Annotated in this window: 13 protein-coding genes and 2 pseudogenes; 11 read left to right on the top strand and 4 right to left on the bottom strand. The window is 72.2% G+C overall.

The genetic code is table 11. From position 1 onward, the window contains the following. Positions 1 to 14 precede the first annotated feature (14 nt). Together IEZ31_RS42370 and IEZ31_RS42365 are read left to right on the top strand one after the other, a co-directional pair. Positions 15 to 944, top strand: a complete 930-nt coding sequence (locus tag IEZ31_RS42370; protein ID WP_190255787.1) for a Ppx/GppA phosphatase family protein — start codon at positions 15 to 17, stop codon at positions 942 to 944. A gap of 40 nt (positions 945 to 984) precedes the next feature. Then, entirely contained in the window at positions 985 to 1,788 is an 804-nt protein-coding gene (locus tag IEZ31_RS42365) for a sugar phosphate isomerase/epimerase family protein (RefSeq protein ID WP_190255786.1), read from the top strand. A gap of 241 nt (positions 1,789 to 2,029) precedes the next feature. Here the strand turns inward: IEZ31_RS42365 and IEZ31_RS42360 are convergent, their stop codons facing one another. Together IEZ31_RS42360 and IEZ31_RS42355 are read right to left on the bottom strand one after the other, a co-directional pair. Further along, positions 2,030 to 2,230: a cold-shock protein gene (locus IEZ31_RS42360; protein ID WP_190255785.1), complete on the bottom strand. Its 201-nt coding sequence runs from the start codon at positions 2,228 to 2,230 to the stop codon at positions 2,030 to 2,032. Positions 2,231 to 2,414: 184 nt separating this feature from the next. Beyond that, positions 2,415 to 3,002, bottom strand: a complete 588-nt coding sequence (locus IEZ31_RS42355) for a CGNR zinc finger domain-containing protein (protein ID WP_190255784.1) — start codon at positions 3,000 to 3,002, stop codon at positions 2,415 to 2,417. Positions 3,003 to 3,080: 78 nt separating this feature from the next. On the opposite strand from IEZ31_RS42355, the gene IEZ31_RS42350 reads away from it, so the two are divergent. The 9 genes and pseudogenes from IEZ31_RS42350 (at position 3,081) to IEZ31_RS42310 (ending at position 11,364) form a co-directional block, all read left to right on the top strand. Then, positions 3,081 to 4,001 carry a proline dehydrogenase family protein gene (locus tag IEZ31_RS42350; protein WP_190255783.1) on the top strand — a complete coding sequence of 307 codons (921 nt, stop codon included), beginning with the start codon at positions 3,081 to 3,083 and terminating at the stop codon, positions 3,999 to 4,001. A gap of 62 nt (positions 4,002 to 4,063) precedes the next feature. Further along, complete coding sequence (locus IEZ31_RS42345) at positions 4,064 to 5,494, top strand: basic secretory protein-like protein (RefSeq protein WP_190255782.1); 1,431 nt, start codon at positions 4,064 to 4,066, stop codon at positions 5,492 to 5,494. Between the two features lie 10 nt (positions 5,495 to 5,504). Further along, the gene (locus IEZ31_RS42340; RefSeq protein WP_190255781.1) at positions 5,505 to 6,860 is read left to right on the top strand and encodes an efflux RND transporter periplasmic adaptor subunit; all 1,356 of its coding nucleotides are present in this window, start codon (positions 5,505 to 5,507) and stop codon (positions 6,858 to 6,860) included. After that, positions 6,857 to 7,525: pseudogene (locus IEZ31_RS42335) on the top strand (ABC transporter ATP-binding protein); the annotation flags it as partial. The gene IEZ31_RS42340 and the pseudogene IEZ31_RS42335, both read left to right, overlap by 4 nt. A gap of 85 nt (positions 7,526 to 7,610) precedes the next feature. Further along, positions 7,611 to 8,795 carry an ABC transporter permease gene (locus IEZ31_RS42330; protein WP_190255779.1) on the top strand — a complete coding sequence of 395 codons (1,185 nt, stop codon included), beginning with the start codon at positions 7,611 to 7,613 and terminating at the stop codon, positions 8,793 to 8,795. Positions 8,796 to 8,939: 144 nt separating this feature from the next. Further along, positions 8,940 to 9,155 (top strand): helix-turn-helix domain-containing protein, encoded by a 216-nt coding sequence (locus IEZ31_RS42325; RefSeq protein ID WP_190255778.1) that lies wholly within the window; start codon positions 8,940 to 8,942, stop codon positions 9,153 to 9,155. Between the two features lie 108 nt (positions 9,156 to 9,263). Continuing rightward, on the top strand, positions 9,264 to 9,365 hold the full coding sequence (locus IEZ31_RS42320; protein WP_007465623.1) for a 30S ribosomal protein bS22: 102 nt from the start codon (positions 9,264 to 9,266) through the stop codon (positions 9,363 to 9,365). 72 nt (positions 9,366 to 9,437) lie between these two features. Continuing rightward, positions 9,438 to 10,505 (top strand): NAD-dependent epimerase/dehydratase family protein, encoded by a 1,068-nt coding sequence (locus IEZ31_RS42315; RefSeq protein WP_190255777.1) that lies wholly within the window; start codon positions 9,438 to 9,440, stop codon positions 10,503 to 10,505. Further along, a complete protein-coding gene (locus IEZ31_RS42310; protein ID WP_190255776.1) occupies positions 10,498 to 11,364 on the top strand; it encodes a lysophospholipid acyltransferase family protein in 867 nt (288 codons plus the stop codon). Before IEZ31_RS42315 ends, IEZ31_RS42310 begins: the two co-directional genes overlap by 8 nt. 691 nt (positions 11,365 to 12,055) lie before the next feature. On the opposite strand, the gene IEZ31_RS42305 is transcribed toward IEZ31_RS42310, so the two are convergent. Then, positions 12,056 to 12,973, bottom strand: coding sequence for an HAD family hydrolase (locus tag IEZ31_RS42305; RefSeq protein WP_190255775.1), 918 nt, complete (start codon positions 12,971 to 12,973; stop codon positions 12,056 to 12,058). 132 nt (positions 12,974 to 13,105) lie between these two features. Beyond that, positions 13,106 to 13,742 (bottom strand): annotated as a pseudogene (locus IEZ31_RS57285) (DUF5667 domain-containing protein); the annotation flags it as partial.

Genomic DNA, 13,742 nt, shown 5'->3' with positions numbered 1-13,742 from the left:
ACTACGGTGAGGCGATGCGTCTCGGTGTGCTCGATGTGGGCTCCAATACGGTCCACCTGCTGCTCGTCGACGCCCACCACGGCGCGCATCCGTGGCCGGCGCACTCGCAGAAGGCCGAGCTGCGCCTCGCCGAGCGGATCGGCCACAACGGCGAGCTCACCAAGGCCGGCGCCGACAGCCTCATCGCGGCCGTGGCCGAGGCGCGCGACGCCGCCGCCGGGCTGGAGACCGACGACCTGCTCGCGTTCGCGACGTCGGCGGTGCGCGACGCGAAGAACTCGGCGCGGGTGCTCAAGCGCGTGCGCGAGGAGACCGGCGTCGACCTGCAGGTGCTCTCCGGTGAGGCCGAGGCCATCATGACGTTCCTGGCGGTCCGCCGCTGGTTCGGCTGGTCGGCCGGCCGCCTGCTGGTCATGGACATCGGCGGCGGCTCGCTCGAGCTCGCCGCCGGCATCGACGAGGAGCCCGACGTGGCGATGTCGGTGCCGCTCGGCGTCGGCCGGCTGACCCGCGAGCGGCTGCACGGCGACCCGCCGACGGCGGCGTCGGTCGAGGCGCTGTGCGAGTACGTGGAGACGGAAGTCGCCAAGGCGGTCACCAAGCTGACCGACAACGGCTGGGACCGCCCGGTCGCCACCTCGAAGACCTTCCGCACGCTGGCCCGCCTTGCCGGGGCCGCGCCGTCGAGCGCCGGACCCCGCGCGCCGCGCCGGCTCACCCGGGTCGGCCTGCACCAGGTGCTGTCGTTCATCCGCCGGATCCCGTCGGCGGCGCTGGCCGAGATCGACGGCGTCAGCCCCGGCCGCGCGCACCAGATCCTGGCCGGCGCCGTGGTGGCCGAGGTCACCATGCGCAGCCTGGGCATCGACGAGGTCGAGATCTGCCCGTGGGCGCTGCGCGAAGGAGTGATTCTTCGCCGGCTGGAAGTGCTGGAGTCGAGTTGATCGACAAGAGACGCTACCCCGATCGGGCTAGCCTGGTGTTGTGAGTCGTCAAGTTCCGGTCCTGTTGTCCACCTCCTCCGTCTTCCCCGAGCCCACGGCCGCCGGCTTCGAGATGGCCGCCGCGGTCGGCTACGACGGGGTGGAGGTCATGGTCTGGTCCGACGCGGTGAGCCAGGACGCGGGGGCGCTTCTCGGGCTGTCGAAGCACTACGGCGTGCCGGTGCGGTCCGTGCACGCGCCTTGTCTGATGGTCACCCAGCGGGTGTGGAGCCCCGATCCCTGGGAGCGCCTGCGCCGCGCCGCGCAGCTCGCCGACACGCTGGGCGCCGACGTCGTCGTGGTCCACCCGCCGTTCGCCTGGCAGCGCGACTACGCCCGGACGTTCCAGTCCGGCCTGCTGAGGCTCGGTCGGGAGTACCCCGGGATCCGCTTCGCCGTGGAGAACATGTTCCCGCTGCGGGGCGTCGGCCGGGAGTTCGTCCCGTATGCCCCGGGCTGGGATCCGACGCTGATCGGCTTCGACGCCTACACGCTCGACCTGTCCCACTGCGCCGCATCGCGCACCGACGCCATCCAGCTCGCCGACACCATGCGCGGCAGCCTGGCCCACGTCCACCTGGGCGACGGCACCGGCAAGGGCCGCGACGAGCACCTGGTCCCCGGCCGCGGCACCCAGCCCTGCGCCGAGCTGCTGGCGTCCCTCGACGCGCGCGGCTTCACCGGCTCGGTGGCGGTCGAGGTCGGCACCCGGAAGGCGCGCAGCCGCGCCGAGCGCGAGGCCGACCTGGCCGAGTCGCTCCAGTTCGCCCGCCAGCACCTGGCCACCCCGTCCCCGGTGGCGTGACGCGTCGCGCCACGCCCAGGCGCTGCCGACACGGGCCGCGCCGGGAGCGAGCAACGGCCGGCCCGCCGCCACCCCGGCCCCCCTGCGCGTCGATCTTGCAGTTGTGGTGCCTGACAAACCGGGCGATTCTCGGAGTGTCCGGGCACCACAACTGCAAGATCGACGCGCGGTCGGGGCGCGCGGGGGCGTGACGAATGCCCCCGGCGCGTACGCGACGCCGGGGGCGGCAAGTCGTGGTGGGTCAGATCTTGCGGACGGACTCGGCCTGGGGGCCCTTGGGGCCCTGCTTGATCTCGAATTCGACGCGCTGGTTCTCGTCGAGGCTGCGGTAGCCTTCCGAGACAATCGCGGAGAAGTGGACGAAGACGTCGTTTCCGCCGTCCACGCTGATGAAGCCGAAGCCCTTCTCAGCGTTGAACCACTTCACGGTTCCCTGGGCCATGGTGCTGTTTCTCCTTCGTAGGGCGTTGTGATCCGGGGCATTACCCGGTGTCTGGGGGCGCCAAAGATCGAAGCGTCCCCGCATCGCCCAACCCCGCCTGTCCGACTGGTCGCAGAGGCGGTAAAGCGAACCACATCACGCAAGATATGCCCAACCGGGCAGCGCTGTGGCCCGTTTCGCCTTCTTAGGCGGACACGACCGCCCGGTCGGCCTCGCCCGTGCCGACCTGCGCCGGAGCCAGCGCGGCGCCCGTCTCGGCGGCGCGCTTGCGGGCCCGGTGGGCCGCGACGTGGGAACGCGTCGCGCACCGCTCCGAGCAGAACCGGCGGCAGCAGTTCGAGGACGTGTCCAGGTAGACGTTGCCGCAGCGCTCGTCGGCGCACACGCCGAACCGGGCGCTGCCGTGCTCGCACAGCCACACGGCCAGGCCCCACGCGGCGCCGGCCAGCAGCTCCGAGCTCACCGACGAGCCCCGGCCGGTCACGTGCATGTGCCAGTCGTGGGTGTCGTGCCCGGAGATCCGCGGCTGCATCGGATACGCCTCGAGGAGCGCGTTGAGCTCGGCGACGGCCGCGACGTCCCGGCCGGAGGAGCCGTGCTCGAACACCTCCCGGAGCCGCTTGCGGGCGCGCCGCAGGGCGACGAGGTCGCGCTCGGTCGCCTCGGCGGTCTGCCAACTGTCCTCGCCGAACAGTGCGGAGAGATCTTGCATGCTTTCGAGCGGCGCGTTGACGATGTCGACGGCGGTCCGCGCATACGCGTCGAAGTCCACCCGACCAAGGTAGTCAAGAAATGCCACACTGGCGACCAGGCGTCACCGGAGCCGGCGTGATCTGTTTACGCTCGGCACATGCTCAGATCGGCAATCCTCGCCGCCGCCCGCTCAAACAGGGTCGAGCGGCTCGTTGAATCCGCCCCGGTCAGTCGGTCCATCGTGCGTCGCTTCATCGCCGGTGACCACGTGGACGACGCCCTGGCATGCACCCGTGACCTCGTCGCCGACGGGCTGGCGGTCACGATCGACTTCCTGGGTGAGGACACCACCAACCCCCAGCAGGCCGAAGCGACCCGCGACGAGTACCTCAAGCTGCTCGACGCCCTGCACGCCGCCGAGCTCACCCCCGCGGCCGAGGTCAGCCTGAAGCTGTCGGCCCTCGGCCAGGTCTTCGACGAGAAGGTCGCCTACGAGCACGCCCGCGCGATCTGCGCCAAGGCGACCGAGGCGGGCACCACGGTCACCCTCGACGCCGAGGACCACACCACCACCGACTCGACGCTGGAGATGCTGGCCCGGCTGCGCGCCGACTTCCCGACCACCGGCGCGGTCGTCCAGTCGTACCTGCGGCGGACCGAGGCCGACTGCCGCGAGCTGGCGGTCAGCGGCTCCCGGGTGCGGCTGTGCAAGGGCGCCTACAAGGAGCCCGAGTCGGTCGCCTACCAGCGCCGCCTCGACGTCGACAAGTCGTACGTGCGCTGCCTCAACGTGCTGATGTCCGGCACCGGCTACCCCATGATCGCCACCCACGACCCCCGGCTGGTGGCCATCGGCGAGGACCGCGCCAAGTGGTTCGACCGCACGCCCGACGAGTTCGAGTTCCAGATGCTGTACGGCGTGCGCCCCGACGAGCAGCGCCGGCTGGCCGAGCTGGGGTACACCGTCCGGGTCTATCTCCCCTACGGCACGCAGTGGTATGCGTACATGATGCGGCGCCTCGCCGAGCGGCCGGCCAACCTGGCCTTTTTCGCGAGGGCGTTGCGGTCGAAGGGCTAGTGCCACCTCTCGTCCGTACGGGCGACGCGATCACTTGACCGGGTCGCGTACGGTCCGGCGTGATGGAAGGGGAGCGACCGGACGCGACGGGATACGCGCAAGACCTGCGCCACCCGCCGCTGCCGCACCAGCGCCCCGCCGACTTCTTCTTTCAGCCCCAGCCCCAGCCGCCGAGGCCGCCGCAGCCGTCCCGGGTCGGCGTCCTCCGGATCGCGCTGATCGCCGCCCTGGCCGTGCTGCTCGGCGCGCCGCCGGCCGCGATCGCGTTCGAGACCGCCCGGCAGGACCGCGCTTCCACGCTCGTCGGCCAGGGCGCGGTCACCAGCGGTGAGCGGGGGCCCGGCCGGTCGGGCGGCACCGGCCCGAAGGCCACACCTGGCGCCACCAAGGGCCCCGCGCCGACCACGCTCGAGGGCCGGGTCCGCCTGGCCCTGTCGGAGCAGGGCACGAGCCTGCTGGCCGGCGACCAGGACGGTTTCCTCGCGTCGGTGGATCCGGCGGTACCGCAGCTGCGTCAACACCTCTCGAAGCGCTTTGCCTCGCTGCGCCAGCTGCAGGTCAAGGTCTGGGATGTGTCGCTCGTCGGCAAGGTCGACACCGCGGCCGACGGCACCGCGACGGCGACGGTCTTCGTGCAGTACTGCTTCGTCGTCACCACCTGCGAGCGCATGAACCTGCAGGCGGCCACGCGGTGGAAGGTTGCCGGCAAGACCGTCACGCTGCTCGACTTCGGCACCTCGCAGGACCTCGGGCCGCGGCCGTGGGAGGCCAGCGAGCTGCGCACCGCCGTCGGCGACCGGGTGGTGCTGGCGACGACCCCGAAGTACGCCGGCCGCCTCCAGTCGACGTTGAGCGCGGCGGAACGGGCCGCCACCCTGGTCGACCGCTACGCCAAGTGGGGTCCGCCGCCGTCGCGGTACGTCGTCTACCTGGCCGGGCCGGACGAGTGGGCGTCGTGGTACGGCATGAAGCAGGAGAACTGGGTGGCCGGCTTCGCGCTGCCGCTCACCGCCGACGCCACCGAGATCGTGCTCAACGCGGCCCGGGTCGACACCAAGGAGACCCTCGACGTGCTGCGCCACGAGTTCACGCACGTCGTGACGCTCGCGCACGTCGACCGCGCCTACGACCACACGTGGTGGCTCGTGGAGGGCATCGCCGAGTACGTGCGGGTGCGGGGCACCGGCAAGCCGTTCGACGCGATGAACGAGGTGCGCACGTTCGTCCGCAGCGGCCACTGGAAGAACAACGAGATCGCGATGGACGACCCGCCGGAAGGGACGTCGACGGCCGACGTGAGCGGCCGCTACGGCATCGCGTACCTGTCGGTGCAGCGGCTCGCCGACCGGTTCGGCGAGGAGCGCATGCTGCAGTTCTTCGATCTCGCCGCGCGCCAGGGCGTGTCCCTCGACGAGGCCGCATCGACGGCCTTCGGCGTCGGCTGGGACAACGTCGCCGCCGACTGTGTGAAGAACATCAAGAGCCGTATCTAGACTTGCGAGCGTGCATCGCGTTCCCCCGCGCGTCCAGCTCACTGTCTTCGTCGGCCTGCTCAGCATCGTCTCGCTGACCGCCGCCTCCTGCGGCGGCGAGGACGACGACATCGGGCTGGGCAGCGCGGGCCGGGCCGACGTCGTCGAGGTGGTCGATGCCCCCGCGACCATCACCGCCCGCGCCGCCGCCACGCTCACGGCGGCCGCCGACGGGACGCTCGCCACGCTCGCGGTCAAGCCGGGCGACACCGTGGCCGCCGGGCAGGTGCTCGCGGTGATCGACTCGCCGGCGGCCCGGCAGCGGCTCGCGGCGGCCGGCGAGGCCCTCGACGCGCTGAAGGGCGCCGGGGGAGGGGGCGGCGGCGTCAAGAACCTCTCGGCGACACAGAAGAAGACCGATGACGCCGCGGCGAAGGCGTTCAATGAGGCCCGCAAGGCCGCCGAGAAGGTGGGGGATCCGACGGTACGGCAGGTGCTGCTGACCCAGATCGATCTCGCCGAGAAGACGTATCAGGAGGCGGCGGCCTCGTCCCGGGCGCTGATCGCGTCGGTCCAGCGCGGGCTGGCGAGCGTCAACGAGGCGATGTCCGCGCTCACGGCGGCGCAGCGGGCGCAGGCGCAGAGCGCGTACGACCTGGCCAGCTCGACGGTCGACGCGCTCACCCTGAAGGCCCCGGTGGCCGGGATCGTCCAGCTCGGCGGCACCTCGGCCGGCTCGGCGCCGTCGATCACCGAGCTGCTCGGCGCCTCGGCCGCCGGCGCCTCCGGTGCCCTGCCGACCGGGGCGCCCCAGCAGGCCGGCCCGGGCATCGACCCGGCGATCCCGGTCGGCGGCCAGGTCTCGGCCGGTGCCGCGATCCTCACGGTCGTCGACGTCTCGCAGCTCGGCCTGCTGGCCGAGATCGACGAGACCGACGTGCTGCTCGTCCAGCCCGGGGTGACCGCGCGGGTCGAGCTCGACGCGGCCCCGGGCGCGACCTACGAGGCCACCGTGCAGTCCGCCGACGTGCTGCCGACCACCTCGGCGCGGGGCGGCGTCTCATACCGCACGCGGCTGACGCTGGGCGCCGGGAAGTACGACGACGGCCGGGTGGCCCCGACCCCGCGGCCCGGCATGAACGCGGTCGCCCACCTGCAGGTGCGCTCGATCCGCGACGCGGTGACGGTCCCGGCGGCGGCGGTGTTCAACGTCGGCGGCAAGGACGTGGTGTGGCTGGTCCGCGACGGCAAGGCGGTCCAGACGCCGGTCACCGTCGGCGTGTCGGGCCAGGACCGGGTCCAGGTGCTCGGCGGGCTCTCCGACGGCGACCGGGTGGTTGTCCGCGGCACCGACAAGGTCAAGCAGGGCATGGAACTGCCGCGATGACCGCCGCGCTGGTCGCCGAGGACGTCACGCGGGAGTACGCGCTCGACGGCGTGACCGTGCCGGCGCTGCGCGGGGTCAGCTTCACCGTCGACGCCGGCGACTACGTCGCGATCATCGGGCCGTCGGGCTCCGGCAAGTCGACGCTCATGCACCTGCTGGGCGGCCTCGACCGGCCCACCTCGGGCCGGCTGCTCATCGGCGGGCGGGACGTGGCCGGGCTCGGGCCGCAGGAGCTGGCCCGGCTGCGCAACGAGACGATCGGGTTCGTCTTCCAGTCGTTCCACCTGCTCGCCCGTACCAGTGCCGTGGAGAACGTCGCCCTCCCGCTCGTCTACCGCGGGACGCGGGCCGCCGAGCGGCGCAAGAAGGCCCGGGCGATGCTGGAGCGGGTCGGGCTCGGCCACCGCCTCGACCACCGGCCCAACCAGCTGTCCGGCGGCGAGCAGCAGCGGGTGGCGATCGCCCGGGCCCTGGTCACCGACCCGCAGGTGCTGCTGGCCGACGAGCCGACCGGCAACCTCGACACCAGGAACGGCCAAGCGGTACTGGCCCTGCTGGAGGCCCTCAACAAGGAGCAGGGCGTGGCCCTGGTGATCGTCACCCACGACAACGAGGTCGCCACCCGCGCCGACCGCCGGATCGTGATGCGCGACGGGGAGATCGTCCCGTGAGCGGTCCGGAGCGCAGCGGAGGGACCGCTCACCATCGGCTCAGGGTGAACTCATGTGGCCGGAGCGAATCGGAGGCCGCATGAGGCTGGCGGAGGCGTGGCGGGTCGCCATCGACGCACTTCGGGCGAACCGCCTGCGGAGCGTCCTGACGATGCTCGGCGTGATCATCGGGGTCGCCGCGGTGGTGGTACTGGTGGCGATCGGCACCGGCACCAAGCAGAAGATCGAGCAGCAGGTGGAGGGCCTCGGCTCCAACCTGCTCATCGTCGTGCCGGGGCAGGTCAACATCGGCTCGGCCCCGTCCGTGTCCCGCCTGGACCTCTCCGACGTCGACGCCGTCTCCAAGATCGTCGGCGACCGCAGCCGGGTCGCCGTCACCGTGGCGTCCGGCGAGACCGTCGCCGCCGGGACCGCCGACACCTTCGCCACGATCAACGGGGTCATCGAGACGACGCCGCAGGTGTTCGTGCGCCACCTGGCCCGCGGCACGTACCTCAGCCGCTCCGACGTCGACACCCAGCGGCGCGTCGCCGTGCTCGGCTGGAGCGTGGCCCACGCGCTGTTCGCCGACCGCGACGCGGTTGGCCAGCAGATCACCATCGCCGGCGTGCGGTTCCGCGTGATCGGCGTGTTCGAGCAGCTCGGCCAGAGCCTCGGCATCGACCGCGACAACGAGGTCCACGTGCCGATCACGACCGCCCAGCGGCTGCTCGGCACCAACCGCGTCGACGGCATCGCGATCAAGGCCCCGAACCGCGACGAGATCGACGACCTCGGCGCGCGGATCATCGCCGAGCTGTCGCGTCGGCACCCCGGCACCGAGTTCAGCGCGGTCACGCAGGAACAGATCCTGGGCGTGCTGGGCGACATCCTGGGCGTGCTCACCGGCGTGCTGGCCGCGATCGCCGGAATCTCGCTGCTCGTCGGCGGGGTCGGGGTCTCCAACATCATGCTCGTGTCGGTTCGCGAGCGGACCAAGGAGATCGGGCTGCGCAAGGCGGTCGGGGCCCGGCCGCGGGACATCGGCCTGCAATTCCTGCTGGAGGCCGTCCTGCTGACCACCTTGGGGGGTTTTGCCGGGATGGCACTCGGCATCACGGCGTCGCTGATCGTGGCCGCTCTGTCACCGGTGCCGGCGGCGATCACCTGGTGGTCGCTCACGCTCGCGTTCGGCGTCTCGGCCGCCGTCGGGATCGTCTTCGGCGTCGTCCCGGCCCAGCGTGCGGGCCGCCTCGACCCGGTCGTCGCGCTGCGGACCGAGTAGCCCGCGCCCATGCCGCCAGTTGATGTTGGCGAGGAAAGATTCCGACGAACCCAGGGCGCAAGTCACAGCAGTACCGTTACCGTACTGATAGCACGCTGATTGTGAGTGCCGCGGTGCACGGCGAGACGCTGGTCGGAGGTAGCGATGTCGAGTACGCCACACACCACCGAAGGCCGGCTTGGCGAGGTCAGGTTCCTCACCGTGGCCGAGGTGGCCACCCTGATGCGGGTGTCCAAGATGACTGTCTACCGCCTGGTGCACGCTGGTGACCTCACCGCGGTCCGCGTCGGTCGGTCGTTCCGGGTGCCTGAGCACGCGGTCGACCAATACCTTCGCGAAGCGTTTCGTGAGACGGCATAGCGGGGTCGTTTTCCGATCAAGCGGCGGTGCGGCTACCCTTGAGCCGCTAACCATGTCTTTTGCGTGCCAGCGATGGCACGCGTTCCGCTGTATCGAGGAGAAACCCGCATGGGCTCGGTGGTCAAGAAGCGCCGCAAGCGTATGGCAAAGAAGAAGCACCGCAAGCTGCTGCGCAAGACCCGCGTCCAGCGTCGTCGTCTCGGCAAGTAGTAGCGCCTCGCCGGTCCGCCCCGGCCCAGTCCAGGGGCGGCCCGCGTGGATCTCCCTTTGGATCGGGGCCGCGTGACCACGCCGTCAGCACCACGGGTCGTTCTGGTGACCGGGGTGGGCCGCTATCTCGGCGCGCACCTGGCCGCCAGGCTCGCTGCCGACCCCCGCATCTATCGGGTGATCGGCATCGACAGCGCGGCGCCGTCCGGTGACCTGGCCGACGTGCTCGGCGGCGTCGAGGTCCATCAGGTCGACCTGCGCACCCCCGGGGTGCTGCGGGTGATGGTCGACGCCCGCGTGGAGGCGGTCGCGCATCTCGCCGTCGCCACGGCGGCCGACCAGCAGGGCGGTCGTGCGGCGATGAAGGAGCTCAACGTCATCGGCACGATGCAGCTGCTCGCGGCCTGCCAGCAGGCGACGCGGCTGACCAAGCTGGTGGTGCGCTCCTCCACGGCGGCCTACGGTGCCTCGTTCCGCGACCCCGCGATCTTCACCGAGGACACCGAGCCGCGGGAGGTCCCGCGCGGCGGCTTCGCCAAGGACGTGCTCGACATCGAGGGCTACGTCCGCGGCTTCCGCCGGCGTCGCCCGGACGTGCCGGCCACGGTGCTGCGGTTCGCGCCGTTCATCGGCTCGTCGGTCGACACGCGCCTGACCCGCTACTTCGCGCAGCCGGTCGTCCCGACCGTCTTCGGCCGCGACCCCCGGCTGCAGTTCCTGCACGTCGACGACGCGTTCGAGGTGCTGCACCGCTCGGTCGTCGAGTCGCATCCGGGCACGTTCAACGTGGCCGGGGCCGGCACGCTGACCCTCTCGCAGGCGGTGCGGCGCGCGGGCCGCGTCACCATGCCGGTGCTGGAGCCCGGGCTCAACGCCCTGGCCGGCCTCGGCCGCGCCGGGGTGTCGCTGGACCAGCTGGACCTGTTCGTCCACGGCCGGGTCGTCGACACCTCGCGCCTGATCAAGGCGTTCCGCTTCACCCCCCGCACGACCGCCGAGGCGTTCGAGGAGTTCGTCCGCAGCCGCAGCGCGGGCGAGATCCTCCCCGCGGATACGATTCGCTCCGTCGAGCAGGCGCTGCTCGACGGATTCCGCCGGACCCGTGCGGCCCGTGCCGCGTTGGAGGCTGGCAATGACTGACCCTGGTCCTTCCCTCCCGGACCAGTGGGACGACCGGGTCGCCGGCGCGCTCGCGTTCCTGCGTGAGCGGCTCACCGGCGACTACGAGGTCGACGGGTTCGGGTTCGACCGGCACCTGACCGACGGCGTCTTCCTGCCGATGCTGCGACCGCTGTACAAGCAGTGGTTCCGCACCGAGGTCTTCGGCATCGAACACCTGCCGAAGGAGGGCGCCGCGCTCGTCGTGGCCAACCACTCCGGCACGATGGCCCTCGACGCGCTGATGGTCTCGGTGGCCGTCCACGACGAGACCCCGGCCCGCCGCCACCTCCGCCTCCTGGGCGCCGACCTGGTCTTCCGCATGCCGGTAGTGTCCGAGCTGGCCCGCAAGTCGGGCGCGACGCTGGCCTGCAACCCCGACGCCGAGCGCCTGCTGTCGGAGGGCGAGCTCGTGGGCGTGTTCCCGGAGGGCTTCAAGGGCATCGGCAAGCCCTTCGCCGAGCGCTACAAGCTGCAACGCTTCGGCCGCGGCGGCTTCGTGTCGGCGGCCCTGCGCACGGGCACCCCGATCGTCCCGGTCTCCATCGTGGGCGCCGAGGAGATCTACCCGATGATCGCCAACATCCGCCCACTGGCCCGCCTGCTCGGCGCCCCGTACTTCCCGGTGACCCCGACCTTCCCCTGGCTCGGCCCGCTGGGCCTGGTGCCGCTGCCGAGCAAGTGGCTGATCGAGTTCGGCGAGCCGATCCCCACGGACGAGTACGTGGACGCCGCCGACGACCCGATGGTCATCTTCAACCTGTCCGACCAGGTCCGCGAGACGATCCAGCAGACGCTGTACAAGCTCCTGGACCGCCGCCCGGACGCCTTCTCCACCTGACCCGCGCCGGCTCCGCGCAGCCGGCGGCCGCAGCGTCGTGACCGCGGCTGGCGTCTCCCGCCCCGCCCGGCCCCGCCCGGCCCCGCCCGGCCCCGCCCGGCCCCGCCCGGCCCCGCCCGGCCCGGCCCCGCCTGGCCTACCCGGCTGCGTCCTGCTTTGCCCCGCCCCGCGTGGCCCCGTCCTGCTTTGCCCCGCCCCGCGCGGCCCCGTCCTGCTTTGCCCCGCTCGGCCCTGCCCCGCCGCCGTCGGATGCCCCAGCCCCACCCGGCTCTCAACGGACGTCGGTCGATCTACCCGCGGTTTGATCTCGGCGGTGAGGGTAGATCGACCGGCGTCTGTGCGTGTGCCCGGTGTTGGCTCGTTCGGGCGGCCGGTTGCTCGGTGCAGATCGTGTTGTCGGTCTGGCTGCGAAGCTGCGCGCGTCGGCGGCTGGCGCCGCGCCGTCCTCCACAGACGTTGGTCGATCTGCCCTCAGCTTGATCTTCAGAACTGAGGGTAGATCGACCAACGTCTTGGTGGGTCGGACCGGGTGCCGTGGGCGGGCCGCGGCCGGGGACGGCGGCGGGCGCCGGCCGGCGACAGGCAGTAGGGGGCGACAGGTGGCGCCGGCGGCAGGCGGGCGGAGCGGCGGCGCTCGAGCGGCGGAAGACGGGCGGCAGCGCCCAGGCGGCGGCGGGCGGCAGGCGGCCGGTCAGCTCTCCGGAGTCGGACCAGGCTGGGCCGGAGGACGCCGGCGGCGCTTCCGCATCGCCGTCGCCGTGGCCACACCGCCGATCACGATCCCCGTAGCCAGCGCGGCCGGCACCGCGATCCTCGCCGCCTTCCGGCCCGTGCGGAAGTCGCGGATCTCCCACCCCCGCTTGCGGGCCTCGCGGCGCAGGGCCGGGTCCGGGTTGACCGCCACCGCGTAGCCCACCGTCGAGAGCATGGGGGTGTCGTTCACCGAGTCCGAGTACGCGGCGCAGCGGCTCAGGTCCAGGCCCTCCGTCAGGGCCAGCGTGGTGATCGCCGAGGCCTTCTCCGGGCCGTGCATCAGGTCGCCGACCAGGCGGCCCGTGTAGACGCCGTCGGAGATCTCGGCCACCGTGCCGATCGCGCCGGTGAGGCCCAGGCGGGCGGCGATGATCCGGCCCAGCTCGACCGGGGCCGCGGTCACCAGCCAGACCCGCTGGCCGGCGTCGAGGTGCAGCTGGGCGAGGGCGAGCGTGCCGGACCAGATGCGGTCGGCCATCAGCTCGTCGAAGATCTCCTCGCAGAGCCGCACCATGTCCTCGACCTTCCAGCCGGCGATGAACGCCAGGGCGGTGGACTTGGCGCTGGAGACCGTGCCGGCGTGCTCGGACGCCAGCAGGCGGAAGCGGGCCTGCTGATAGGCGAACCGTAGTAGGTCGGTGCTGGTGAAGTACTTGCGCTTGGCCAGGCCGCGGGCGAAGTAGTAGATCGACGCGCCCTGCATCATCGTGTTGTCGACGTCGAAGAACGCCGCGGCGCCCGGGTCGGCGGGCACCTCCAGCGCCGCCTCCACCTCGGCCGCCGCCCAGCCGGCCGCGGACGCAACGATGCGACCCGCTGGCCGCTTGCGTCGCAGCGCCGAAGGTCGGAAAGGCATGCCTCTGCTCCCTGTGTCTGTCCCCCGGCGGTCTCATCCGACGGACCAACGGTACCGGTCCGGAATACGAACAGGGCCCGGTGGATTACACCGGGCCCTGACGTGTCCGTGCGGAGTGTTCAAACGGACAAGTTAGTGGAACAACCAGTCAAGAAGCCCGGGGCTTGATTTTTCCGACTTGCTGGGGGAAGGCTCCGGGCTCGGGGTCGACGCGGCGGGCGCCGACTCGGTCGCGGAACCGGCGGTGCTGGGGGAGGGCCGCTCGCCGGTCGCGGGACCGGTCTGGCCGGAGGTGGTCTGGGCGGGAGCGCCGGGCTGCTGGCTCTTCTGGCCGTTGCCCGAGGTCTTGCAGGCCGAGCCGTTCGGGACGGGGCCGATGTTGTCGGCGGCCGACGTGGCGTTCGCGCCGCACTTGAGCAGCGGGCGCAGCGCCTGCGAGCGGCGCTGGATCTCCTCCAGCAGGGTCACCGACTTCGTCGCCCGGGTGCGGGCGTCGCCGGTGGTCGACGCGCGCAGCTTCTCGGCCGCGGTGTGCTGGGTCGAGGCGAATGTGTCGATCGCGTCGAGCGCCGCCGCGTCCTTGCGGGTCACCGCCGTGGTGGTCAGCAGCCGGACGCCCTGGAGGGTCTCGTTGTCCATGTCCTCCAGGACCGCGCTCAGGCCGGCCGGGTCCTTGACCGCCTGGGCCTCGTCGAGCCGGGTGCGGGCGAACTCGAGGTACAGCTGGCCGCGGCTGATGTCCGAGCCGGCCAGCGCGAGCTGGGCCTTC

Source organism: Dactylosporangium sucinum (genome assembly GCF_014647515.1).
In the GTDB taxonomy this organism is placed as follows: domain Bacteria; phylum Actinomycetota; class Actinomycetes; order Mycobacteriales; family Micromonosporaceae; genus Dactylosporangium; species Dactylosporangium sucinum.
This window is presented reverse-complemented; position numbering and strand designations above follow the sequence as displayed.